The 23,054-nt window shown below is 63.6% G+C and carries 21 protein-coding genes; 12 read left to right on the forward strand and 9 right to left on the reverse strand.

Annotated elements, in window-relative coordinates:
• Positions 1–14 precede the first annotated feature (14 nt).
• The 3 genes from IEX41_RS00120 to IEX41_RS00130 form a co-directional block, all read right to left on the reverse strand.
• On the reverse strand, positions 15–794 hold the full coding sequence (locus tag IEX41_RS00120) for an ABC transporter ATP-binding protein (RefSeq protein ID WP_188787622.1): 780 nt from the start codon (positions 792–794) through the stop codon (positions 15–17).
• 120 nt (positions 795–914) lie between these two features.
• Positions 915–2,102 (reverse strand): ABC transporter substrate-binding protein, encoded by a 1,188-nt coding sequence (locus IEX41_RS00125; protein WP_188787624.1) that lies wholly within the window; start codon positions 2,100–2,102, stop codon positions 915–917.
• A gap of 438 nt (positions 2,103–2,540) precedes the next feature.
• On the reverse strand, positions 2,541–3,917 hold the full coding sequence (locus IEX41_RS00130; RefSeq protein WP_188787626.1) for a class II 3-deoxy-7-phosphoheptulonate synthase: 1,377 nt from the start codon (positions 3,915–3,917) through the stop codon (positions 2,541–2,543).
• A gap of 208 nt (positions 3,918–4,125) precedes the next feature.
• Here IEX41_RS00130 and IEX41_RS00135 point away from each other — a divergent pair, with 208 nt between their 5' ends.
• On the forward strand, positions 4,126–5,133 hold the full coding sequence (locus IEX41_RS00135) for a GlxA family transcriptional regulator (protein WP_188789192.1): 1,008 nt from the start codon (positions 4,126–4,128) through the stop codon (positions 5,131–5,133).
• Positions 5,134–5,137: 4 nt separating this feature from the next.
• Here the strand turns inward: IEX41_RS00135 and IEX41_RS00140 are convergent, their stop codons facing one another.
• Positions 5,138–6,232 carry a PQQ-dependent sugar dehydrogenase gene (locus IEX41_RS00140; RefSeq protein WP_188787628.1) on the reverse strand — a complete coding sequence of 365 codons (1,095 nt, stop codon included), beginning with the start codon at positions 6,230–6,232 and terminating at the stop codon, positions 5,138–5,140.
• 171 nt (positions 6,233–6,403) lie between these two features.
• Here IEX41_RS00140 and IEX41_RS00145 point away from each other — a divergent pair, with 171 nt between their 5' ends.
• On the forward strand, positions 6,404–6,844 hold the full coding sequence (locus IEX41_RS00145) for a DUF4174 domain-containing protein (protein WP_188787630.1): 441 nt from the start codon (positions 6,404–6,406) through the stop codon (positions 6,842–6,844).
• A 310-nt stretch (positions 6,845–7,154) separates the two neighbouring features.
• Here IEX41_RS00145 and ggpS read toward each other — a convergent pair whose 3' ends face one another.
• The 3 genes from ggpS to IEX41_RS00160 are packed head-to-tail and all read right to left on the reverse strand — an operon-like array spanning position 7,155 to position 10,574.
• Positions 7,155–8,666, reverse strand: a complete 1,512-nt coding sequence (gene ggpS, locus IEX41_RS00150; RefSeq protein ID WP_188787631.1) for a glucosylglycerol-phosphate synthase — start codon at positions 8,664–8,666, stop codon at positions 7,155–7,157.
• Position 8,667: 1 nt separating this feature from the next.
• Positions 8,668–9,444, reverse strand: a complete 777-nt coding sequence (locus IEX41_RS00155; protein WP_188787633.1) for an HAD-IIB family hydrolase — start codon at positions 9,442–9,444, stop codon at positions 8,668–8,670.
• Positions 9,441–10,574, reverse strand: coding sequence for an NAD(P)H-dependent glycerol-3-phosphate dehydrogenase (locus IEX41_RS00160; protein ID WP_188787636.1), 1,134 nt, complete (start codon positions 10,572–10,574; stop codon positions 9,441–9,443). The genes IEX41_RS00155 and IEX41_RS00160 overlap by 4 nt, the downstream gene beginning before the upstream one ends.
• A gap of 443 nt (positions 10,575–11,017) precedes the next feature.
• Between IEX41_RS00160 and IEX41_RS00165 the strand changes: the two genes are divergently transcribed.
• Positions 11,018–11,926 carry a UTP--glucose-1-phosphate uridylyltransferase gene (locus IEX41_RS00165; protein WP_188787638.1) on the forward strand — a complete coding sequence of 303 codons (909 nt, stop codon included), beginning with the start codon at positions 11,018–11,020 and terminating at the stop codon, positions 11,924–11,926.
• 424 nt (positions 11,927–12,350) lie between these two features.
• On the opposite strand, the gene IEX41_RS00170 is transcribed toward IEX41_RS00165, so the two are convergent.
• Positions 12,351–13,025 carry a PAS domain-containing protein gene (locus IEX41_RS00170; RefSeq protein ID WP_229672847.1) on the reverse strand — a complete coding sequence of 225 codons (675 nt, stop codon included), beginning with the start codon at positions 13,023–13,025 and terminating at the stop codon, positions 12,351–12,353.
• A 282-nt stretch (positions 13,026–13,307) separates the two neighbouring features.
• Between IEX41_RS00170 and IEX41_RS00175 the strand changes: the two genes are divergently transcribed.
• The 4 genes from IEX41_RS00175 to IEX41_RS00190 all read left to right on the forward strand — a co-directional run bounded on the left by IEX41_RS00175 (position 13,308) and on the right by IEX41_RS00190 (position 16,495).
• Positions 13,308–14,198, forward strand: a complete 891-nt coding sequence (locus IEX41_RS00175) for a YicC/YloC family endoribonuclease (protein WP_188787642.1) — start codon at positions 13,308–13,310, stop codon at positions 14,196–14,198.
• Positions 14,199–14,204: 6 nt separating this feature from the next.
• Positions 14,205–14,843: a guanylate kinase gene (gene gmk / locus IEX41_RS00180; RefSeq protein WP_188787644.1), complete on the forward strand. Its 639-nt coding sequence runs from the start codon at positions 14,205–14,207 to the stop codon at positions 14,841–14,843.
• Entirely contained in the window at positions 14,843–15,364 is a 522-nt protein-coding gene (locus IEX41_RS00185) for a gamma carbonic anhydrase family protein (RefSeq protein ID WP_188787645.1), read from the forward strand. The genes gmk and IEX41_RS00185 overlap by 1 nt, the downstream gene beginning before the upstream one ends.
• 93 nt (positions 15,365–15,457) lie before the next feature.
• Positions 15,458–16,495: a sensor histidine kinase gene (locus tag IEX41_RS00190; RefSeq protein WP_188787647.1), complete on the forward strand. Its 1,038-nt coding sequence runs from the start codon at positions 15,458–15,460 to the stop codon at positions 16,493–16,495.
• Positions 16,496–16,617: 122 nt separating this feature from the next.
• Here IEX41_RS00190 and IEX41_RS00195 read toward each other — a convergent pair whose 3' ends face one another.
• Positions 16,618–17,304, reverse strand: coding sequence for a hypothetical protein (locus IEX41_RS00195; protein WP_188787649.1), 687 nt, complete (start codon positions 17,302–17,304; stop codon positions 16,618–16,620).
• Positions 17,305–17,530: 226 nt separating this feature from the next.
• Here IEX41_RS00195 and IEX41_RS00200 point away from each other — a divergent pair, with 226 nt between their 5' ends.
• From IEX41_RS00200 to phoU, 5 genes are all read left to right on the forward strand, one after another.
• The gene (locus IEX41_RS00200; RefSeq protein ID WP_188787651.1) at positions 17,531–18,571 is read left to right on the forward strand and encodes a PstS family phosphate ABC transporter substrate-binding protein; all 1,041 of its coding nucleotides are present in this window, start codon (positions 17,531–17,533) and stop codon (positions 18,569–18,571) included.
• A 101-nt stretch (positions 18,572–18,672) separates the two neighbouring features.
• Positions 18,673–20,130 (forward strand): phosphate ABC transporter permease subunit PstC, encoded by a 1,458-nt coding sequence (gene pstC / locus IEX41_RS00205; protein ID WP_188787653.1) that lies wholly within the window; start codon positions 18,673–18,675, stop codon positions 20,128–20,130.
• Entirely contained in the window at positions 20,130–21,479 is a 1,350-nt protein-coding gene (pstA, locus tag IEX41_RS00210; protein WP_188787655.1) for a phosphate ABC transporter permease PstA, read from the forward strand. The genes pstC and pstA overlap by 1 nt, the downstream gene beginning before the upstream one ends.
• A 36-nt stretch (positions 21,480–21,515) precedes the next feature.
• Positions 21,516–22,313, forward strand: a complete 798-nt coding sequence (pstB, locus tag IEX41_RS00215) for a phosphate ABC transporter ATP-binding protein PstB (protein ID WP_188787657.1) — start codon at positions 21,516–21,518, stop codon at positions 22,311–22,313.
• A gap of 3 nt (positions 22,314–22,316) precedes the next feature.
• Positions 22,317–23,051 carry a phosphate signaling complex protein PhoU gene (phoU, locus tag IEX41_RS00220; protein WP_188787674.1) on the forward strand — a complete coding sequence of 245 codons (735 nt, stop codon included), beginning with the start codon at positions 22,317–22,319 and terminating at the stop codon, positions 23,049–23,051.
• The last annotated feature ends 3 nt before the right edge of the window (positions 23,052–23,054 follow it).

Consider the following 23,054-nt stretch of genomic DNA (forward strand, 5'->3'; position numbering starts at 1 on the left):
TCCGAGCCGAGCCATCATGCCTGAAGCTCCTTGTTCTTGAGACCGGTGCCAAGATAGGCCTCGATCACCGCCTCGTTCGCCTTGATCTCATCCAGCGTGCCCTGCGCCAGCTTGCGCCCCTCGGCCATGACAATGACCGGATCACAGATGCGCCCGATGAAATCCATGTCATGTTCGATGACGCAAAAGGTGTAGCCGCGCTCACGGTTGAGGCGAAGGATGGTCTCGGCGATGGTGCCAAGAAGCGTGCGGTTCACGCCCGCGCCCACTTCGTCAAGGAACACCACCTTGGCGTCCACCATCATCGTGCGCCCAAGCTCGAGCAGCTTCTTCTGGCCCCCAGACAGGTTGCCGGCCTTCTCGTCCTTCAGATGCGAAATCGTCAGGAAATCAAGCACCTCATCCGCCTTCTTCAGCAGCGCGGCCTCTTCCTGAGCGATCCGCCCGCGTCCGAACCACGCGTTCCAGAGCGATTCCCCGGCCTGTTGTCCGGGCACCATCATGAGGTTCTCACGGCAGGACATGGAGCTGAATTCGTGCGCGATCTGGAAGGTCCGCAGCAGGCCTTTGTGAAAAAGCTCGTGCGGCGGCAGGCCGGTGATGTCCTCACCGTCCATGAAGACCTTGCCGGAGGTCGGCGGTAGCGCCCCGGCGATGACGTTGAACAGGGTGGACTTGCCCGCGCCGTTGGGGCCGACGAGCCCTGTGATGGTGCCATCGGCAATCTCGAAATCGGCGCCGTCCACGGCCCGGAAGCCGCCGAAATGGCGATGCAGGTTCTCGATACGGATCAAAGGACTGTCTCCCCCCGGGCCGTCTTGCGCGGCCCTGTCATGCAACAGCCCGGGATCTGCACCCCGGGCCGCCATCTGTCAACGTCTCCCTTGCACCTGCCGGTGCAGGGCGGCGTCACGTCACTTGAACGATACGGTCTCGTAGGCGCCGCCCTCGATCTCGTAGTAGCGGTAGGTGCCGGCCGCCTCGCCGGGACCGACGAGTTCCACGTTGGTCGCACCGACATAGTCGATGTCACCGCCGCTCTCGAGGATTTCCAGCGCCTTGCCAAGCTCGCCCGGCAGGATCGGCTCGCCCGGTGCGTTGGCCACGTCGAGAACGTTCGCCGCAACCGCCGCGGAAGACGCTTCGCCGCCCTTCATCATCGCCAGCGCGATGAGGGCTGCAGCGTCGTAGCTTTCGCGGGTGTAGGAGCTTTCCGCCGTCACGCCTGCTTCGTTGGCCAGGGTCGAGAACGCCTCTGCGCCTTCGCCTTCGGCCCACGGAACCGATCCGAAGCTGCCCTCGAGATCATTGCCGAGGTCCGCGATCAGCGCGTCCGAATACATCCCGTCGCCCATGGCGAAGGTGTCGAAGGCCCCGGTGTCGAGCGCGGACTGGATGATGCCCTTGCCGCCCTGGTCCGAGTAGCCCAGCACCACGAGAACCTCGCCGCCAGCAGAGGCCAGCGCGCCGATCTCGGCCGAGTAGTCACCCTTGCCGTCTTCATGCGATGCGGTGAGAGTGATCTCGCCGCCCGCTTCGGTGAAGGCCGCCTCGAAGCTGTCGGCAAAGCCCTTGCCATAGTCGTTGTTGGTGTAGGTCACCGCGACCGAGCTGATGCCACGCTCGTTCAGGATCTCAGCGAGGACTTCTCCCTGGCGAGCATCCGACGGCGAAGTACGGAAGAAGAGGCCATTGTCCTCGGCTTCCGACAGGCCCGGCGAGGTGGCCGAGGGCGAGATCATCGGCACGCCGTTGGGCACGGCGACGTTGGACAGGACCGCGCCGGTCACGCCCGAGCAGTCGGCGCCCATGATGGCGACGACGCCGTCGGTGGTCACGAGGCGTTCTGCAGCGGCCGTGGCGGCGGCGCTGTCTACGCAGGTGCTGTCTGCGCGCACCGGCACGAGGGTGACCCCCTCGAGGAAGTTGCCGCTGTCGTTGATTTCCTTAAGCGCAAGCTCGGCGCTTCCCGCCATGGACGGGGTCAGGGATTCGATCGGGCCGGTAAAGCCAAGGATGATCCCAATGCCAGCGTCTTCCGCCTGGGCGGCACCACCTGCGAGCAGCGCGGTGGCGGCGGAGGCCATGAGCCACTTCTTCATTGTTCCTGTCTCCCTCGTTGGAACATTTGATTGGTGCGAAGGCTATGCGTCACGCGTGGAAAAGGGAAGAGGGATCAACACATGCCGATACCGCGGAATCGCGTTGACCACGCGGCAGCCGGTGCGTGTGAAAGGGCCTACGGCTTTGCCGAAGTTTGCACCGGTCCACTTGGCACAGGACGGGTCAGGGGATTGCCTTTGACACTCAACCCCGAGGATCGAGACCGCGCTCGGAAGGCGCTGCCCCGTCCCCTGCGAAATATTTGAGGCAAGACAAAACCGGGGGCGTGGATTTCCATTTGCCTCAAATGTTCATGTGGAAGGCATCCGCAATCTTGGGTCGGGCCTGAGTCACCGGCAACGGCGGCATGACATGGTCAGGAACGCAAAAGGCGGCGCCACTGAGGGCGCCGCCTATCGTGTTGCAATGCTCAAGGATCAGGCGGTGGCCGTATCCGCGGGCTGCTGGTGCAGCTGCAGCTGGTTGAGCTCTTCGGCTACGAGGAACGCCAGTTCCAGAGACTGCGATGCGTTCAGGCGCGGATCGCAGGCGGTGTGGTAGCGGTCGCTCAGGTTCTCGTCCGATACGGCGAAGACGCCGCCGGTGCATTCGGTCACGTCCTGGCCGGTCATCTCGAAATGCACGCCGCCGGGAATGGTGCCCTGCTGCTTGTGAACCGCGAAGAACTCGCGCACCTCGGAGAGGACCCGGTCGAAGGGACGGGTCTTGTAGCCCGAGGCGGACTTGATGGTGTTGCCGTGCATCGGATCGCAGACCCAGAGAACGTTGGCACCTTCCTCGCGCACGGCCTCGATGAGGCGGGGCAGGTTGTCGGCCACCTGGCCGGCACCGAAGCGGGTGATGAGCGTCAGCCGGCCCGCCTCGTTCTGCGGGTTCAGCTTCTTCATCAGAACCTTGAGATCCTCGGAAGTCATCGAGGGGCCGCACTTGAGGCCGATCGGGTTCATCACGCCGCGGGCGAATTCCACGTGCGCGCCGTCGGGCTGACGGGTACGGTCGCCGATCCAAACCATGTGGCCCGAGCCCGCGAGCCATTTGCCGGAGGTCGAATCGACGCGGGTCAGTGCCTCTTCGTATTCCAGCAGCAGCGATTCATGGCTGGTGTAGAAATGCACCTGGTGCAGCGCCGCCGAACGGTTGCTGTCGATGCCCGCAGCCTTGATGAAATCAAGCGTGTCGCCGATGCGCATGGCCATTTCGCGGTAGCGCGCGGCTTTTTCGCCCTCGGTGAAGCCAAGGGTCCAGCGGTGCACCTCGTGCACGTCCGCGTAGCCGCCGGTCGAGAAGGCGCGCAGCAGGTTCAGCGTGGCGGCTGACTGCGTGTAGGCATGCAGCATCTTCTGCGGGTTGGGCTTGCGGGCTGTGGGGGTGAAGTCCAGCTCGTTGATGATGTCACCCCGGAAGCTCGGCAGTTCGACACCATCCACGGTTTCCGTGGGGGCAGAACGCGGCTTGGCGAACTGGCCCGCCATGCGGCCGACCTTCACCACCGGCACCTTGGCACCGTATGTCAGCACCATGGCCATCTGCAGCATCACCTTGAAGGTGTCACGGATCGCCGACCCGGTGAACTGGTCGAAAGCCTCGGCGCAGTCGCCGCCCTGAAGCAGGAAGGCCTCGCCGCGCGACGCCTTGCCCAACTCTTCGCGCAGCCGCCGTGCTTCGCCGGCAAAGACCAGCGGCGGATACTTCGAAAGCTGAGCCTCGACGGTTTCCAGTTCGGCCTGATCGGTATAGTCGGGCATCTGGATGCGGGGCTTGGTACGCCAGCTCGATTTTGTCCACTCGCTCATGATCTTTCTCCCAGTCGATCTCCGTTAGCGAAAACGTCCGGTGCATATACAGAAGGCGCCCCCTTAAGGCCACAGGAAAGTGTGCGTGCCGCTTGACGCCATTTGACACATCTGCACATCTGGTCGGACCGTTCCGGTGGCCCCGCGGCGCCTGTCGCACGAAGCGCTCTGGAATGGCTGGATAAACCGTTCGGACCCGGGGGGCACCATGTCGCTGTCTCGTACCTCTAGAGGAGACACCTCGCAGCCCGCGCGGCGGCGGTTTGTCTTCGTTCTGCTTCCCGATTTCACGCTTCTGAGCTTTGCCGCCGCGGTCGAGGCGCTTCGCATCGCCAACCGCATGGCAGGCACTCATGTCTACGAGTGGATGCTGACCTCAGAAGGCGGCGGCTCGGTGCGCTGTTCGGCGGGCATGGACTACCAGCTTGACGGTGATCTGCCCGAGCTGACGCGCGATGACGTGGTGCTTGTCTGCGGCGGCATCGACGTGGCGGCGGCGACCACCAAGAAGCTTCTGGGCTGGCTGCGGCGTGAGGCGCGGCGCGGGCTGACCATGGGCGGCCTGTGCACCGCTGCCTGGACACTGGCCGAGGCCGGACTGCTTGATGGCAAGCGCGCCACCATCCACTGGGAAAACCACGATGGTTTCGAAGAGGAATTTCCCGAGGTCGAGCTGACCAAGTCGGTTTTCGTACTTGATGGCAACCGGCTGTCCACCGCCGGGGGGACATCGTCCATCGACCTGATGCTGAAGCTCATCGCCGACGATCATGGCGAGGAGCTGGCCAACGCGGTGGCCGACCAGCTGATTTATTCCACCATTCGCACCGACCGTGACACCCAGCGTCTGTCCACGCCGACCCGCATCGGCGTGCGCCATCCCAAGCTGTCGCAGGTCATCAAGATGATGGAAGGCAACATCGAGGACCCCATCAGCCCCGCCATCCTCGCGCGTGAGGTGGGCATGTCGACGCGACAGCTGGAGCGGCTGTTCCGGCGGTACCTGACCCGCAGTCCCAAGCGATACTACATGGAATTGCGGCTTCAGAAGGCGCGCAACCTGCTGATGCAGACGGACATGAGCGTCATCAACGTGGCGCTGGCCTGCGGATTCACCAGCCCCTCGCATTTCTCGAAATGCTACCGCGCGCATTACAAGACGACACCCTACCGCGAGCGCGGCAGCCAAGGCACCAAGGCGGCATCGTCCACCTGAGCGATCATGGCAGGGCGGCGCGGTAGAGCGTGCCGTTGACCTCGGACAGGAACCAGATGTCGCCATCCGGGCCCTGGTCTACGTCACGCACCCGCAGCGTGGCTTCGCTTTCGAGCCTTTCCGCCTCGCGCAGCGGGTCGCCGGTCAGGCGGGAGATGTAGTTGAACTTGAGCGAGCCCACCAGCATGTCGCCGTTCCAGTCGCCCCCCTCGAGGAACACCGCGTCCGACGGGGCGATGGAGGGATCCCAGTAGAACTCGGGCTGCTCCATACCGTCCTTGGCAGTGCCCTCGCCAATCTGCGCACCAGAATAGTGCCGCCCGTACGAGATCACCGGCCAGCCGTAGTTGGCACCGGGCGCGATCCGGTTTACTTCGTCCCCGCCTTGAGCGCCATGTTCCACCACGAAAAGCTGCCCTGACGCGTCGAAGGCAGCCCCTTGCGGATTGCGGTGGCCGTAGGACCAGATCTCGGGCTGTGCACCGTTCTGACCGACGAACGGATTGTCGTCGGGGACCGATCCGTCACGATTGATGCGGATCACCGAGCCGTTGTGGCGCGACAGATCCTGTGCGGCGGGGCGGTCTCCGCGTTCGCCGATGGTGACGAACAATGTCCCGTCCGGCGCTTCGCGGATGCGAGAACCGAAATGCGCGCCGCCGCTGGAACCGGGGGCCATCTCGAAGATGGTTTGCGCATTCTCAAGCGCGGTCGCGCCTTCGGGCAGGGTTGCCTTGAGTACAGCAGTGCCTGCACCGCCCTTCTGCGGGCGCGAGTACGTCAGGAAAATCTCGCGGGTTTCGGCGAAATCCCGAGGCAGCATGACATCGAGAAGGCCGCCCTGACGCTGGGTGTAGAGTTCGGGAAGCCCCGAAATGCGCTCTGACGCGCCGTCGCGGACGGTCAGAAGCGAACCAGCTTTCTCGGTGATGAAGATCGTGCCATCCGGTGCCACGTCAAAGCCCCAAGGCATATCGAGCCCCTGAACGATGGGTGTGACAGTGAGGTCGCCGAGGCTGCTGGCGATGTCCACCTCCTCCTGCGCAGCGGCAGGCAGGGCAAGGATGGAAAGGGTTGTGGCGATGGCGGCTCGGGTCATGGCAACGTCTCCTTTAAGGAATGATATGGCCTGATTTCGCGACCTGCCAAGCGTGCGGACGATCACTTCCGCGCCAGAGGGCGGCTGCGCGACAGTCGTAGGTGAAAACGCGGGAACCCTTTGGCCCGCCGTGCGTAGTCCGGTGATGCCTGCAAGCTAGGGAGACCCTGCATGGGACGTATCCAGATGAAGACCCGGATGGGGGTGGCCGTGATGGCCGGCGCCATGGCGACGGCGCCCGCGGCGAATGCTGCCGAAGACCTGTTCCGCCCGCTCCCCGCCGAAGCCCGCGATCTTGGCGACATGCGCTGGGAAAAACGCCCCGTTTTGGTCTTTGCCCCAGCGCCGAGCGATCCGGACTATGTCCGCCAGATGGATCTCCTGCGGGCCGCCAAGGCGGCGCTTGCCGAGCGTGACATCGTGGTGCTGAGCGATCTGGACGATCGCACCCCGTCGCCCTTGCGCCAGGGCTTTCAGCCCGGTGGATTCAAGATTGTTCTGGTGGGCAAGGACGGCGGTGTGAAACTCGAACGTAACGACGTGACCGCGCCCGAAGACCTCATGGCGCTGATCGACACGATGCCGATGCGCATCCGCGAGGCCTCCGAGTAACCTCAGCTTTTATGGCGACGCTCTTGGACAAGTCCCGCTCTGCCAGGCGGGGCTTTTCATTTGGGGCCGATGGCCCCGTCGGGTCAGTTGGCGCTGCATCCGAGGCGGCAGGACCCGGCTATCTTCGGCGACCCATGAACGGGCCAAACAGGCCCCCTTGCGGGGTTCCGGCCAAATCAGCCCCCGTCTGGGGCAAATCGACCCGAGAACGGGAGAGCCATTTCTTTGCTTGGATGGCCCGCCTGTCGGAAACGCAAACGCCCCCGCCGGTTATCTGGACGGGGGCGTTCATTTTTGCAAAGAGAGCCTTTCAGGCAGGCTCGACCTCGGGCGTGCTCGTATCGCCGAAATCTTCCGGCGACAGCAACGCCAGCTGATCTTCGGCCCAGTGGCGCGTGTCGCGCTTTTCAACCGAGGCCTGCAGCAGCTTCATGCGTGCGCGGCGTTCTTCCTCCGGCATGTCGAGCGCCAGGTCGATGGCGAAATCCATGGCTCGGGTTGAGAAGGGGTTGGTCAGCACCGCTGCACCAAGCTCTACTGCCGCACCGGCGAACTCCGACAGGACCAGCACGCCGTCACCGTCCTTGCGGGCGGCCACGTATTCCTTGCAAACAAGGTTCATGCCGTCCGCCAGCGGCGTGATCCATGCCACGTCCGCCACCTGGTACCAGGCCACAAGTTCCTCGAACGGCACCGCGCGGGAAATCAGCGCGACCGGCTGGAATGTGAAGCTGCCGAAGCGGCCATTGATGCGACCGGCAATTTCTTCGAGTTCCTTCTGGATCGGCTCGTAGACCGTCATGTTGCGGTTCGCGGGAACCGAAACGTGCAGCAGTCTCACCACGCCGCGCAGATCCGGACGCCGCTCCAGAAGGCGCTCGAATGCGATGAGCTGGTCTGCGCCACCCTTGGTGTAGTCGGTCCGGCCAACGGACAGCAGCACGCGGGTGTCGCCGATTTCGGACCGGAACTTCTCGGCTAGCTTGTCGGTTTTCTCCGTATTCGCGAGTTCGCGAATGTAGTCCACGTCGACCCCCACGGGCGTTACGCCAAGCTGGACTTCACGTTCCTCGGTATAAATGCTGGTGGGCACCGTTCGGTCCGACAGGGCCGAGCCTTCGGACATCAGGTCCGGGTCCACCTTGATCCGTGGCACATTGCCCACGTCCCGAAGCGAACGGACGCAGCTGACGAAATTCGAGGCATAGCGCGGAATGTGGAACCCGACCACGTCGCAGGCGAGCAGCGATTCGATGATCTCGCCGCGCCACGGCAGCACGTTGAACATGTCCGCCGCCGGGAAGGGTGTGTGGTGGTAGAACGAGATCCGCACGTCGGGGCGCATCTGGCGCAGGTAGCCGGGCACGAGCCAGAGGTTGTAGTCGTGCACCCAGACCGACGCACCGGGCGCGGCCTCGGCGGCGGCGGCTTCAGCGAAGGCCCAGTTGACCTCCTTGAAGGTGGGCCAGTCCACCGGGTCGTAGTTGTACTTTTCCTTGAAGCCGTGAAGAATCGGCCAGAAGGCCTCTTTCGAGGTCACATGGTAGAAGCTTTTCACCTGGTCCGGGGTCAGCGGCAGGCGGTACACGGTGTACTTGCCAAAGCTGTCCTCGATCCTGATGACCCGGTCGAACCCTGGATCCGAGGAATCCTCGGCCTCTTTCCATGCAACCCAAGCGGCATTTTCCACTTTCCCGAAAAAGCTTTTCAGGGTTGGGACGATGCCGTTCGGGCTCTTGTTGGCGCGGTATTCGACCTTACCGTCGACTTCCACCTCGTCATAAGGCTGTCTGTGATAGACGATCACGAGATCGCTGGACATCTCAGGCTCCTTTCGGGAGAGGGTGAAGATTGAAGGCCTCGATGGCCTCGAGGATGCCGGCGGCGCCGATGGCTTCGGCGCAATGCACCTGCGGCTTGCCAGACACTTTGTCCAGCAGCGCCTGTTCAGAGCCGCCTACAGCGACGGCCTGAAGCCCGCAGACCAGCATCGACAAGTCATTGAGAGTATCCCCGGCGGCCAGCACGCGACCTTCCTCAATCCCGAGGTGGGTCACGAGGCGGCGCAGGGAGGGACCTTTCGAAATGCCGCGGGGCAGGACGTCGAAATACTTGTTGTCCGACACGAGCGTGTCATGGCCCATCTCGCGCACCTTATCATGTGCACTGTCGTCAAAGGCATCGGGATCAAGGTCGTAGCTGATGCGGTACCGGAAATCGGTTTCTTGAAGCGTCAGGCCCGGATGGCCGTGCAGCGCGTCGCGCACGGTGGCCCCAGCGTCCCCCCAAGTTTCGGCGATCTCGACCTCGAGCGGCTCGATGGGATGGATCTTGCCGTCCTCGACCCGGGCAATGGTCGTGCCGACATCACCCACCACATACTCGGGCCAGGGCACGCCACCGTCACAGAGTTTGCCAATGAACTTGGGGTCGCGGCCGGTGACAAAGATCAGCCCCACGGTCTCGCGATTGGCCTCGATCCAATCGTAGAGCCGGGCGCGATCTTCTTCGGTGCCACCAAGGAACGTGCCGTCAAGGTCGGTGGCCAGCACGAACTTGCAGTCGGCAATGTTGCGGCCATGGGGATGGTCAAAGCTCATGCGTGGTCTGCCTCGTGAGGATGTAGATTGATGTCGAGCGCGCGGGGTTCGCCCTCGATGGGTCGGGACCAGAGCGCCCGGAAGGTTTCGGCAAGCGGCGCACCCTCGTGAAGGATGGCGTGCACCGCTTCGCAGATCGGCATCTCGACCCGCACACGGCGCGCAAGATCGACGACTGAAATTGCGTTGACCTCGCCCTCGACGACAGTGGGCTTGCCACCGAAGCACTCGTCCCGGGGAATACCCTGACCCAGCTGGGTGCCAAGCGACATGTTTCGCGAGGTGCTCGAAGAGCAGGTCAGGGTGAGATCACCTGCTCCTGCAAGCCCTGTCACGGTCTCGCGCTTGCCGCCCAGTGCCTCTGCCAGGAACTTCATCTCGTCCATGCCGCGCGTGATGAGCGCGGCGCGGGTGTTCTCGGCAAAACCGGCACCGGTCATCATGCCGCATGCGATGGCGATCACGTTCTTGACCGCGCCGCCGACCTCTACCCCGACGATGTCGTCCGAGACGTAAGGACGGAAAGCTTGCGTCTGCATGGTCAACGCGAGCCGCGCCGCGGGCGCGCGCTCAGGCGCAATTCGGTCATGGTGACGGAATGGGAAGGCGACGGTGGCCGCCGTGGGGTGACCAAGTGCGGTTTCATGGGCGAAGGTTGGGCCCGAGAGGGCCCCCACGGGGTGGCCGGGCAGCTCTTCCTCGATCACGTGGCTGAGCAGGAACCCCGTGCCGCGTTCAATGCCCTTGCAGCAAAGCGCGATCGGAATGCCCTCGGGCAGATGATCACGCATTTTGCGCGCCATCTCACGCAGCGTGTGAGACGGGGTTACCAGCAACACTGCCTCGGCACCGCTTAGCGCGTGGGCGAGGTCGGAGGTGGGTTCCAGCTTTTCGGGCAGGTCGATGCCGGGAAGATGCTCGGGATTTTGACGGGTTTCAGCCATGGCGGTTGCAAGGCTCTCACGTCGTCCCCAAAGCCGGGTTTCACAGCCGGCGGTAGCAGCAACGATGGCGAGGGCGGTGCCCCAGCTGCCCATCCCGATCACCGCGATGCGGCCGTAAGGTTCTGCGCGGCTTGGGGTAGCACCGGTGGTGCGCGATGGCGGGATGTTCAATGTCAATCCGTCCATAATAACTTGCCGAGGCACCCCTGTCGGGTGTCACGGCCAATGGGCTCACTCCTGTTTCAGTACATCTGCAACGTTATACATGCGGAATGGTTCCTAATCACAAGGCAGGGAGGTGGTTTTTCTGACCGCAGGCCCCCGATGCAAGGATTGCATCAAAATTAAGCTGAAAGGAGCGTCCAGTCCGGAAAAAATGGCACTGAGAACACGTAGTCCAAGCAATTCAAGCATTTTTTGCGGCTCTCTCGCCAAGGGTCTGAATTCAAATAGTTTTGAAAACTCATAACAAATCTTCAATTTTCCCGGGAACCCAGCGGCCTTCAATGTCGTTCCTTTGACGTGCGCGCTGAAGGGCATAAGCTCTTACCCAATAGCTGCAGTGCGGCAACATTGCGTTGACGCATTTTCTACGACGCCATCGATCTGAAGATCAAGGAGACCTACCCGTGACCCAATCCAACCCGACATCCCGCCAGAAAGTGCGCACCGCGATCTTCCCGGTGGCCGGGCTCGGTACGCGTTTTCTTCCCGCAACTAAAGCGACCCCGAAAGAGCTGCTTCCAGTTCTCGACAAGCCGCTGATCCAATTTGCCATCGACGAGGCTCGTGAGGCTGGCATTGAGCGCATGATCTTCGTGTCACACCCCTCCAAGGGTGCCATCGAGCGTTATGTCCTGCAGGACGAAGAGCTTTGCGGCACCTTGCGTTCCAAAGGAAAGCACAAGATTGCCGATCGCCTTCATGAGGATGCGATCGACCCCGAGGAGGAACAAGCGCATTTCGTAATGCAGAACGACCCTTTGGGTCTGGGACATGCAGTGCTTTGCGCTGCCGACGACGTTCTCGAAGGACCTGTCGCAGTCATCCTGCCCGACGATCTTATCCTCGGCGACAAGGGCTGCATCCGCGAGATGATCGAAGCCTACGAGACCTCCGATAGCGGCCACATGGTCGCCACGATGGAAGTGGCTCGGGACGAGGTGTCCGCCTACGGCGTTCTGGACCCGCTGCAGCAGGATGGCAACGTCATCCGTGCTCGAGGCATGGTTGAAAAGCCTGACGCAGACGAGGCTCCGTCGCTCCATGCGGTTGTGGGGCGGTACGTGCTCGATGCGTCGATCTTCGAAGACCTGCGCACCCAGGGCGCCGGGCTTGGCGGTGAGATCCAGCTGACCGATGCCATTGCCAAGGGTATCGAGCGGGTTGGCCTCTGCGGCTTCCAGTTCAGCGGCGAGCGCTTCGACTGCGGCTCCAAGGCGGGTATGCTGCGCGCAACCCTCGCGATGGCGGGGGCGCGTCCGGAATTCAACGACGTGCTGAACCGGTCATCGGCGCTTCCCATCGCGGCCGAGTGACGCGGCGGCCGAATTACCCAGCCTTTAGACAATAAAACAAGGAACCTCGCGGGCTTCAACTCCGCGAGGTTTTTGTTTGGCCTATGCCTTTGCGTCAGTCGTTGCCACAGGCAGCCAGTAGCAAGCGAGGCCGCAGCTGGGATAATCCATCGACTGAGTTTTGAAAGCTAATGTTCGCCGTTTGCAAATTCTTAGTTTTTAGCTGCGAACGTCCTAGGCGACGACTTTCTGGCAATAGGATGCCTACGCAATGTGCCGTCGTAGTCATCCAAGCTGAGTGCCCCGGGCAGCGCAAGCAAGTCAGTCACCACAAGCGGTCCAACCGTGCGGCGTCTTTTCGCGTCCGGGATCGGCGTGGCAGCGTGGCTGCTGAAGTAGCGCGCCTTAGCGGCAGGGCGCAGCTCAGGTCGGGACGATCGGAGTCTCAGTCTTCGTCGTTGTCGATCACAAGCCGCAGATGACCCCGGCTTCTGGTGCCAGGTCCGGCGGGTGCCTTGGGCGCGAACGGTGCGGCGGGTTCCGCCAGGTCCGTGAGGCGCGGCTCCGTGCGGTCGTCGACGGTGGTAAAGCGTGCGCCTGTGCTGGGCATAACAATCGCCGGGCGGATATCGACAGAATCGATGGAAAATCGACGCGGGGTGCGGCCGATGCGCCCCGTGGTGGTCAGGACGCCGATCAGTCGGGTCATGTCGCCCATGTCCGACCGCAAGGGCAGGAGCAGCATGTGGCCGATCAGGTCATTCTTGCCGAGGCCGGCTTCCCCGCGCAGGTCCATACGCACCGCGGCACCTTCCGCGAACACGCGGGAGACTGCATCTCCCAGCGTCTCGCGGGCATCGGCGGCGAACAGGGCGGATAGAGGCATGCCGCCGGTTTCCATGCCCATGAGATCGTTGAGATGGCTGCCAGCGACGCGAAGCTTGGCCAGCGTCGGGGCAATCCGCTCGGCAAGGAAGGCGTATTCCAAAGCGCTTTCGATCCCACGCGGATCGATATGGCTGCGAAGCGGGATCTCACCGGTTTCACCTGCCAGCCCCTGCCAGTAGCTTTCGAGCAGGCGCAGCGGCGCCAGCCGCTTTTGCTTGTCATGCTCTGTCATGGATACCACACCTCGGCCATTTCCACTCTTACCGAACATTTGCGCACTCCTTCATTGTCATGTCGCGCAGCGCGGTCGGAGCCCCCGTTCCAACTTGGCAGCTATTGTTGTCATGTTGAGTCTCAAGTTACTTCAAATGCGGCGCGATTGCGCCTCATTTGTGACCCAAAGGTTAACATCCATAGTGGGGCGCCCGCTTGTCACCGCTCGAGCGACTGAGTAAGCCGTTGAATTTCAGGAGCCGCACTCAGTTCGTCGGCATCTTAACGTAGGGAGGCCAAAATGCGGCAATCCATGACCGGTTTTGCGTCACATTCCGGAGATCACGGCGACCTGCGCTGGATCTGGGAGCTTCGGGGCGTCAACGGCAAGGGGCTGGAGCTCCGGTTGCGCCTTCCGGACCGCATCGAGGGGCTGGAGCCGCTGGTGCGCAGCGCTGCAGGCAAACGTCTGGCGCGAGGCAATGTGCAAGTCTCCCTGCGGCTTTCCGGGGCCGCCGAAGAGGGCGCGTCCGAACTGGACGAAACGGGCATGGCTCGGGTGCTGGACGCCATCGCACGGATCGAGGCAGCCGCCGGACGCCGGGGCCTCGCGCTCGAGCCGTCGACAGCCGCACAGATCGTGGCGCTGCGCGGCGTCATGGCCTCGGGGCAGTTTTCCGTGGACAGCACCGAGCTGCGCAAGGCGCTGCTCACGGGGTTCGAAGCGGCGCTAGACGCCTTCGTGGAGATGCGCTGCCGCGAAGGCGCGGCACTGCATGCGGTCCTGTCCGCGCAGCTTGACGAGATCGAGGGGTTGATCCGCGATGCCGCCCAAGCTGTCGAGGCGCGCCGCGACGAGCAGGCGGAGCGGCTGCGCGCCCAGCTGGCCCGCGTGATGGACGCCGCCGACAGTGCCGACCCGGTCCGTGTCGCGCAGGAGCTGGCGCTGATCGCGGTGAAATCCGACGTGACAGAAGAGCTCGACCGCCTCTCTGCCCACGTGGATGCGGCGCACGATCTGCTGGCCTCAGAAGGGCCGGTGGGCCGGAAGCTCGACTTCCTGATGCAGGAATTCAACCGCGAGGCTAACACGCTTTGCTCGAAATCCGGCGCTTCGGCATTGACGCAGATCGGCCTGACCCTCAAGACGGTCATCGACCAGATGCGCGAGCAGGTCCAGAACGTGGAGTAAAGATATATGAACCGACGGGGTCTTCTGATCATCCTGTCCTCGCCTTCGGGCGCGGGGAAATCGACGCTGGCCAAGCGTCTGCGGGCATGGGATCCGTCGATCATCTTCTCGGTGTCGGCCACCACCCGCGCGCCGCGCCCCGGCGAGGTGGACGGCGAGGATTATCACTTCATGACCGAAAGCGCCTTCAAGAAGGCGGTGAACGCGGGCGACATGCTGGAACATGCGCATGTGTTCGGCAACTTCTACGGCTCTCCCAAGGGGCCGGTGCGAGATGCAATCATCGACGGCAAGGATGTGCTGTTTGACATCGACTGGCAGGGCGCCCAGCAGATGACCAATTCCGAACTTGCGCTGCACACGCTGTCGATCTTCCTGCTGCCACCCTCCATCGCCGAGCTCAAGCGCCGGCTGGAACAGCGTGGGCAGGACGGGGCTGACATCATCGACCGCCGCATGCAGAAAAGCTGGGACGAGATCTCGCACTGGGGATCGTATGATTTCGTGCTGGTGAACGAGGAACTCGACGAGACCGAGGCACGGCTGAAAAGCATCGTCACCGCCTCGCGTCTGCGGCGCACCCAGCAGCCTCAGCTGCTGGACCATGTGCGCAGGCTGCAGCAGGAATTCGAGGTCACTGAGTGATGCCGATCTATGCCCTTGACGGCATCGCGCCGCAGATCGCCGCTGGGGCCTGGGTCGCGCCCGATGCGAACATCGTTGGCAGGGTCGTGCTCGAAGAGGCGTCTTCGGTCTGGTTTGGCTGCACCCTGCGCGGCGATAACGAAGAGATCCGCGTGGGCGCCGGCAGCAACCTGCAGGAAGACGTGGTGTGCCACACGGACATGGGCTTTCCGCTGATCATCGGTGCGGGGTGCACCATCGGCCACAAGGCGATGATCCACGGCTGCTCCATCGGCGAGAACACCCTCATCGGTATGGGGGCGACCATCCTCAACGGCGCGAAGATCGGCCGCGATTGCCTGATCGGCGCCGGCGCGCTGGTGCCCGAGGGCAAGGAAATTCCCGACGGTAGCCTTGTCATGGGCATGCCCGGCAAGGTGGTACGCCAGCTGGACGAGGCCGCCATCGAAAAGCTTCGCGACTCGGCCCTGCGCTACCAGAAAAACGCGCGGCGCTTTGCGCAGGGGCTCAAGAAACTCTGACACTGTCATGAAACCGTTGCAAATCTGGTGTTCACGTCGCGCTTCGGCGCGGCGGATGGTTCGGAGCGTGGGCAAGGCAGCGGGAGACCGGGCGTGAAGGCGGAAGCGGAACAATTCGTCGGGGCGGTGCCCCTTCCGGCGTTGCTCATCCGCTGGGACGAGCGGGTGGTCGCGACCAATGCTGAACTGCGCGACGTTCTGGGCGAGGGCCTCGAGGGCCGGCATTTCATCACCGCTCTGCGCCAGCCCATTCTCCTCGATGCGATCGAGGCGACGTTCCGCGACGGCGTCCACCGGATGACCCGCTACCAGCATTCCAGCGGCCAGCAGACCACCACCTGGAACGTCTCGAGCCGGCTCGTGGCGCTCGAGAAGGGGCCGGGCGTGATGCTGACCTTCCAGGATGTGAGCCACCTCGAACAGGCCAGCCAGATGCGCCGCGATTTCGTTGCCAACGTGAGCCACGAGCTGCGCACGCCGCTGACCGCGCTTCTGGGATTCATTGAAACGCTCAAGGGGCCGGCGCGGAACGACGAAGGGGCCCGAGACAGGTTCTTGACGATCATGGAGGCCGAAGCCGGCCGGATGGAGCGCCTCGTTGGCGACTTGCTGTCCCTCAGCCGGGTTGAGGCGGAAGAGAGGGTACGCCCCCTCAACCCGCTGGATCTACCGGGGCTGGTGCGGTCTGTGGTAAGCGGGCTGGCGCCCTTGGCGGAGGAGGCGGGCATCACGCTTCTGACGGACTTGCCGGAGGGTACACTCGAAATTCCCGGCGATCCGGACCAGCTGCGGCAGGTGCTCGTGAACCTCACCGAGAACGCGGTGAAATACTCCGGCAAGGGCGCCGAAGTGCGCATCCGTCTTGATCCTCCCAGCTACCGCAAGCGCCTGCGCACCGACGGTATCGAGCTGTCGGTGACGGACACCGGGCCGGGGATCGACCCGATTCACATTCCGCGCCTGACCGAACGGTTCTACCGCGTCGACACCCACCGCTCGCGCGAGAAGGGCGGCACCGGGCTGGGACTTGCCATCGTCAAGCACATCGTCAACCGTCACCGGGGCCGCATGCGCATCGAAAGCGCGCCGGGCAAGGGCACAACCTTCAGCGTGGTGCTGCCGGTGCGCTGAGCGCGGCTGGCGTCCGAAAAGCGGGGCCTTACCTGGGAAAGGCCCTGTGGCAGGCCCGATGCCATGTCGTTGAAGAGGGCACCGGCAGGTTTCGCTCAACCGGTTATGGACAGGTTGTCAGATCAGTGGCCTCGACCGGAATGCGCCTCGGCGATGGCGGGCAGGGCGGTCAGCACCGCCTGCGCGTCGTACCCCCCGGGGAAGGTCTCGTCCAGCCAGCCTTCATCGGCGCCAACGATTGTCACCGGAAACCGGTCCAGCTCAATCAGTCGCGCGATACAGAACCGGTGATTGCCCGACCCGGTTTTGACCAGCCGCCCGCCGGGCCCGATCACCGCGCTCGATTCGAACCCGGTTTCGGCAGCGTCGAAACCGCGGGTGCGGATGCTGTCGAAGAGATCAGGCATGGTGCCGCCGAGAAAGCCCAGGATCTCATCCTCGCTGCGGAATGCCGTCGTCTTGTAACGCGCTTCCCCCTTGCGCGAGAGCGCATCCATCATCTGGGCATGCCACAGGCTGCCGCGCGGATCGTCCCGGTGCGCCTGCAGATCCGCCAGAAGGGCGTAGCGCTGGGTGTCCTCCACGGGGGTGGCCGCGCCGAAAAACCGGGTCGGAATGGCGAAGGGTTCGGCCTTGCGAATCCCGGGACGCAGCGGATTGAGCAAAGGTCTAGGCAGGAAACGTGACAGCCGCCTTAATCTCTCACGGCCCACCGGCCACTTGGATCCCAGCTGCAGCTCGATCGACATCGGCGCGATCCAGATCACGGCGGCATCCCCGGCGGATGACTTGAAGTCTTTTTGTTTCAATGCGTTGCCTCCCGCTGTGCGGCCAGCGCCGCGATCCCGCGCCACGGCGCTCCTGTCATAGGAGGTGACGGCGCGCTTTACCATAGAGGGCAGAAAATCGTCCGATCCGGCGCGTTGTCATGAAACCGTTACACGCCCGTCACAAAAGCATAGCGCGCCGGGCTTAGGCGTCACCGCGAGGTCCCCGAGGGGATTGGGACTTAAACCAAAGACAGGAGCATACTTCATGCAATCCGTTAAACTCGCCGCTTCGGCAATCGCCATCGCAGCCGTGTCGGCTTCGGCCGCTGCCGCCCGTGACAACGTTCAGGTCGCGGGTTCCTCCACCGTGCTGCCCTACGCCTCGATCGTGGCGGAAGCCTTCGGCGAGAACTTCGATTTCCCGACCCCGGTCGTGGAATCGGGCGGCTCCTCCGCCGGCCTGTCGCGCTTCTGCGAAGGCGTGGGCGAGAACACCATCGACATCGCCAACGCATCCCGCGCCATCCGCGAGCGCGAGATCGAAGCCTGCGCCGAAAACGGCGTGACGGACATCATCGAAACCCGCATCGGCTATGACGGCATCGTCTTCGCCAGCCAGATCGACGGCCCCGAATTCACCGCGTTCGAGCCGGCCGACTGGTTCAACGCCCTTGGCGCTCAGGTGCTTGTGGACGGCGAGATCGTCGACAACCCCCACACCAACTGGGCCGAATTCAACTCGGATCTACCGGACGTCGAGATCGCGGCCTTCATCCCGGGCACCCGCCACGGCACCCGCGAAGTCTTCGAGGAAAAGGTTCTGCTGCAGGGCTGTGAAGACACCGGCGCCATGGAAGCTATGATCGCAGGCGGCATGTCCGAAGACGACGCCGAGGATGCCTGCATGGCAGTCCGCACCGACGGCCTGTCGGTCGACATCGACGGCGACTACACCGAGACCCTCGCACGCATCGGCTCCAACTCGGACGGCGTCGGCGTCTTCGGCCTCGCGTTCTACGAGAACAACACCGACACCCTGAAGGTCGCCACCATGTCCGGTGTCGAGCCCTCGACCGAGAGCATCGCGTCGGGTGAATACCCGGTGTCGCGCCCGCTGTTCTTCTACATCAAGAAGGCCCACATCGGCGTCATCCCCGGCCTGAAGGAATACGCTGAGTTCTTCGTCTCCAACGAGATCGCCGGCCCGAACGGCCCGCTCGCCAACTACGGCCTCGTGTCCGATCCCGAGCTGGAAGCGACCCAGCAGAAGATCGCTGACGAAGAGACCATGGGCTCGAGCATGTAATCTGTCCCCTCGGGGATCGATACCACGGGGCGGCGGGCTTAACGCCGCCCCGTTTTCGCCTTAGGAAGGCACTGTCGCAAAACCTGAATACCGGGGGCATCATGCCGGTCACTTGGCTATTTCTCATCGTTCTGGCGATTGCGCTGGCCGGCTATTTCGCCGGCAGGGCCCGTGTCGCAAGCGCGTCCGGCGGGGACCGCCCGCATTCTCTTCCCAATTACTACGGCTGGAACGTCGCGCTCAAGGCACTGGTGCCCGCGCTTCTGGTTCTGGCCGTCTGGCTCGTCGCCCAGCCCTTCGTGGTCAGCACCACCGTCAGCGCCCAGCTGGGCGAGGGCGCCGTGCCCGAAGGCTCGACCATCGGCCTTGTCATGTCGGACGTGCGGCGGGTGGCGGACGGGCTTGATGCAGCGGTCGAGCAGGGACTGATGAGCGCCTCCGAGGCGTCCGGCCTCGATGCCGCCACGAGCAATGTCCGCGACCGCCTGGCCGAGGCCGGTGCCGCCATCGGCGGCAGCGTCAGCCCCGAGGTGTTGGCCGCCGCCCAGACCTGGCGTGCCATGACCGCGACAGGGACGCTGATGATGACCGCCGTGGTCCTCGCGCTTGCCATCGGCGGTGCTGCCTGGGGCTGGCTGCAGACCTCTGCCGAATTCCGGGCCCGCAACTCTGTCGAAGGCGCGATCCGCATCATCCTGCTGGGCGCCGCCTGCATTGCCATCCTGACCACGCTCGGGATCGTGCTTTCGCTGATCGGCAACACGATCCAGTTCTTCCGCATCTATCCCGCCTCCGAATTCTTTGGTTCGCTGACCTGGTCGCCGTCCTTTGGTGGTGGCTCGCAGCTGGGCATCTGGCCACTGCTCTGGGGCACGCTCTATATCTCGTTCATCGCGCTGCTGGTGGCGGTGCCGATCGGCCTCTTCGCCGCCGTCTACCTTTCGGAATACGCAGGGCCCAAGATGCGCGCATGGGCCAAGCCTCTGCTCGAGGTGCTCGCGGGCATCCCGACCATCGTCTACGGTCTCTTCGCGCTGCTCACCGTCGGCCCGCTGCTGCTATCAGTCTTTGGCCGTGACGGCCTGGGCTGGATGCAGGCAGGCACCGCCGTAATGACCGCCGGCCTTGTCATGGGCATCATGCTGATCCCCTTTGTCAGCTCTCTGTCGGACGACATCATCAATGCCGTGCCTCAATCCTTGCGTGACGGATCGTACGGGCTTGGTGCCACCAAGTCCGAAACCATCAAGCAAGTGATCCTGCCCGCGGCACTTCCGGGCATCGTCGGCGCGGTGCTTCTGGCTGCGTCCCGCGCCATAGGCGAGACCATGATCGTGGTGCTCGGGGCAGGGGCCGCGGCAAGGCTGTCGCTCAACCCTTTCGACGCCATGACCACCGTGACCGCCAAGATCGTCAGCCAGCTTACCGGGGACGCGGATTTTGCATCGCCGGAAGCGCTGGTGGCCTTCGCCCTTGGCATGACGCTGTTTGTCATGACCCTCGGGCTCAATGTCTTCGCGCTTTATATCGTGCGCAAATACCGGGAGCAGTACGACTGATGTCCGACGCAACCTATTCCGGCGCAGGCAAGGGCCGGTCGAGCCTGACCACCGCCGACGCCCGCACCGCCAAGCGCAACGCTGCCGAAAAGCGCTTCCGCTTCTACGGACTGGCCGCCATCGGCGCGGGGATGTTTTTCCTCGTGGTGCTGCTGACCGCCATCGTGTCCAATGGCATCGGTGCTTTCCAGCAAACCTTCATCGAGGTGCCCGTGTACCTCGACGAACAGGCGCTCGACCCCAATGGCAACCGCGATCCTGCGGACATGCGCAAGGTGTCCACTTTCGGCTACAACCCGCTGATCCAGACCGCGCTTTACCAGCAGGTCCGCGACGCAGGGATCGAGACGTCCTACGAGGACGCCGGCGACATGAAGGCGCTGTTGTCCGCCTCCGCCGCCGCCGAGGTTCGCGACTGGGTGCTCGAGAACCCCGGCCGCATCGGCGACACGGTGACCTTCGAGCTGCTCGCCTCGAGCCGGGTCGATGGCTACCTCAAGGACCGCGTGAGCCGTGACAGCATCGTCAACGACCGCAACATCGATGCCGGTCACCTGGACCTGGTGGATGCGCTTCAGGCAGACGGTGCCCTGCACAAGAGCTTCAACCCCGGCTTCATCTTCGGCTCGGATGCCTCCGAAAGCCGGGCCGAGCAGGCGGGCCTTGGCGTGTCGATGCTGGGCTCGCTGTTCATGATGCTGGTGGTGCTGGTGCTGGCGCTGCCGATCGGTGTTGCGGCTTCGATCTACCTCGAGGAATTCGCGCCCAAGAACCGCATTACCGACATCATCGAGGTAAACATCAGCAACCTTGCCGCCGTTCCCTCGATCGTATTCGGTATCTTGGGCCTTGCCGCCTTCATCCAGTTTGCGCATCTTCCGCAATCCGCGCCGCTGGTGGGGGGGCTCGTGCTGACGCTGATGACGCTGCCGACGATCATCATCTCGACCCGCGCCTCGCTCAAGGCGGTTCCGCCGTCGATCCGCGATGCGGCCCTCGGCGTTGGCGCCTCCAAGATGCAGGCAACCTTCCACCACGTCCTGCCGCTGGCCATGCCGGGCATCCTGACCGGGACCATCATCGGCCTTGCCCAGGCTCTTGGGGAAACCGCGCCGCTGCTGCTGATCGGCATGGTAGGCTATATCGCCACCAACTACCCCGACGGGATCGTCTCGGGCTTCATGGCGCCGAACTCGGCCATGCCCGCACAGATCTACGAATGGGCCAAGCGGGCCGACCCCGCCTACTACGAGCGCGCCTGGGGCGGGATCATCATCCTGCTGGTGTTCCTGCTCATCATGAACGTGATCGCCGTCGTGCTCCGCCGCAAATTCGAACGCCGGTGGTGACCCATGGACGCGACCAACATAAAAAGGGATGATCCCATGTATGACGCACCGCTGAGGAAGACGGAATTGGACGTTCAACAGAACAAGATCGCAGCCCGTGACGTGCAGGTCTATTACGGTGACACGCACGCCATCAAGGACGTGTCCGTGGACATCCTCGACAAGACCGTGACGGCATTCATCGGGCCTTCGGGCTGTGGCAAGTCGACCTTCCTGCGCACGCTCAACCGGATGAACGACACCATCGATATCTGCCGCGTCGAAGGGCAGATCAGTATCGATGGTGACGACATCTACGACAAGCGCGTCGACCCGGTGCAGCTGCGCGCCAAGGTGGGTATGGTCTTCCAAAAGCCCAACCCGTTCCCCAAGTCGATCTACGACAACGTGGCTTACGGCCCGCGCATCCACGGCCTTGCCCGCAACAAGGCCGAGCTCGACGAGATCGTCGAAAAGGCCCTGCGCCGCGGTGCCATCTGGAACGAGGTCAAGGACCGCCTGCACGCCCCCGGCACCGGTCTTTCGGGTGGTCAGCAGCAGCGCCTGTGCATCGCCCGCGCCGTGGCGACCGAGCCCGAAGTGCTGCTGATGGACGAGCCGTGCTCGGCGCTCGACCCCATCGCCACCGCCCAGGTCGAGGAACTCATCGACGAGCTGCGGCAGGATTACTCGGTGGTGATCGTCACCCACTCCATGCAGCAGGCGGCGCGTGTGTCCCAGAAGACCGCGTTTTTCCACCTCGGTAACCTCGTCGAATACGGCGAGACCAGCCAGATCTTCACCAACCCCGTGGACCCGCGCACGGAAAGCTACATCACCGGACGGATCGGATAAGTCATGAGCGAGCTCAATCAACACATCGCCTCGGCCTTTGATCGCGACCTCGAAGGCATCCAGGCACAGATCCTCAAGATGGGCGGCCTCGTTGAGGTTGCCATCTCGGACGCTGCCAAGTCGCTGGAAACCCGCGACGAGGAGCTGGCCGAACAAGTGCGCCGTGGCGACAAGGCCATCGACGCAATGGAAGAGGCCCTCAACGAGGAAGCCGCCCGCGTCATCGCCCTGCGCGCTCCCACTGCGCGCGACCTGCGTGTCGTTCTGGCGGTGATGCGTATCTCGGGCAACCTCGAGCGGATCGGCGATCTGTCCAAGAACATGGCCAAGCGCACCGGTGTGCTCGCGCAGATGTCGCCCATCAGTGGCTCGACCGCCGCCCTGCGCCGCATGGCGCGGGACGTGGAGATGATGCTGAAGGACGCGCTGGACGCCTACATCAAGCGTGATGCGGCTCTGGCCCAGGACGTGATCGAACGCGATGCCGAAGTGGACCAGATGTACAACACGCTGTTCCGCGAGTTCCTGACCTTCATGCTCGAAGATCCGCGCAACATTACCTCGTGCATGCACCTGCATTTCATCGCCAAGAACATCGAACGCATGGGCGACCATGTGACCTCGATCTCCGAGCAGGTGATCTTCATGGCCACCGGTCGCAAGCCCGACGAGCCGCGGATGAAGGGGGATCGCACCTCCACCGACCCGACGCTCAGCGCCGACATCGAGGTCGAGTGATCC

Source organism: Salipiger pallidus (assembly GCF_014643635.1).
GTDB lineage: Bacteria > Pseudomonadota > Alphaproteobacteria > Rhodobacterales > Rhodobacteraceae > Salipiger > Salipiger pallidus.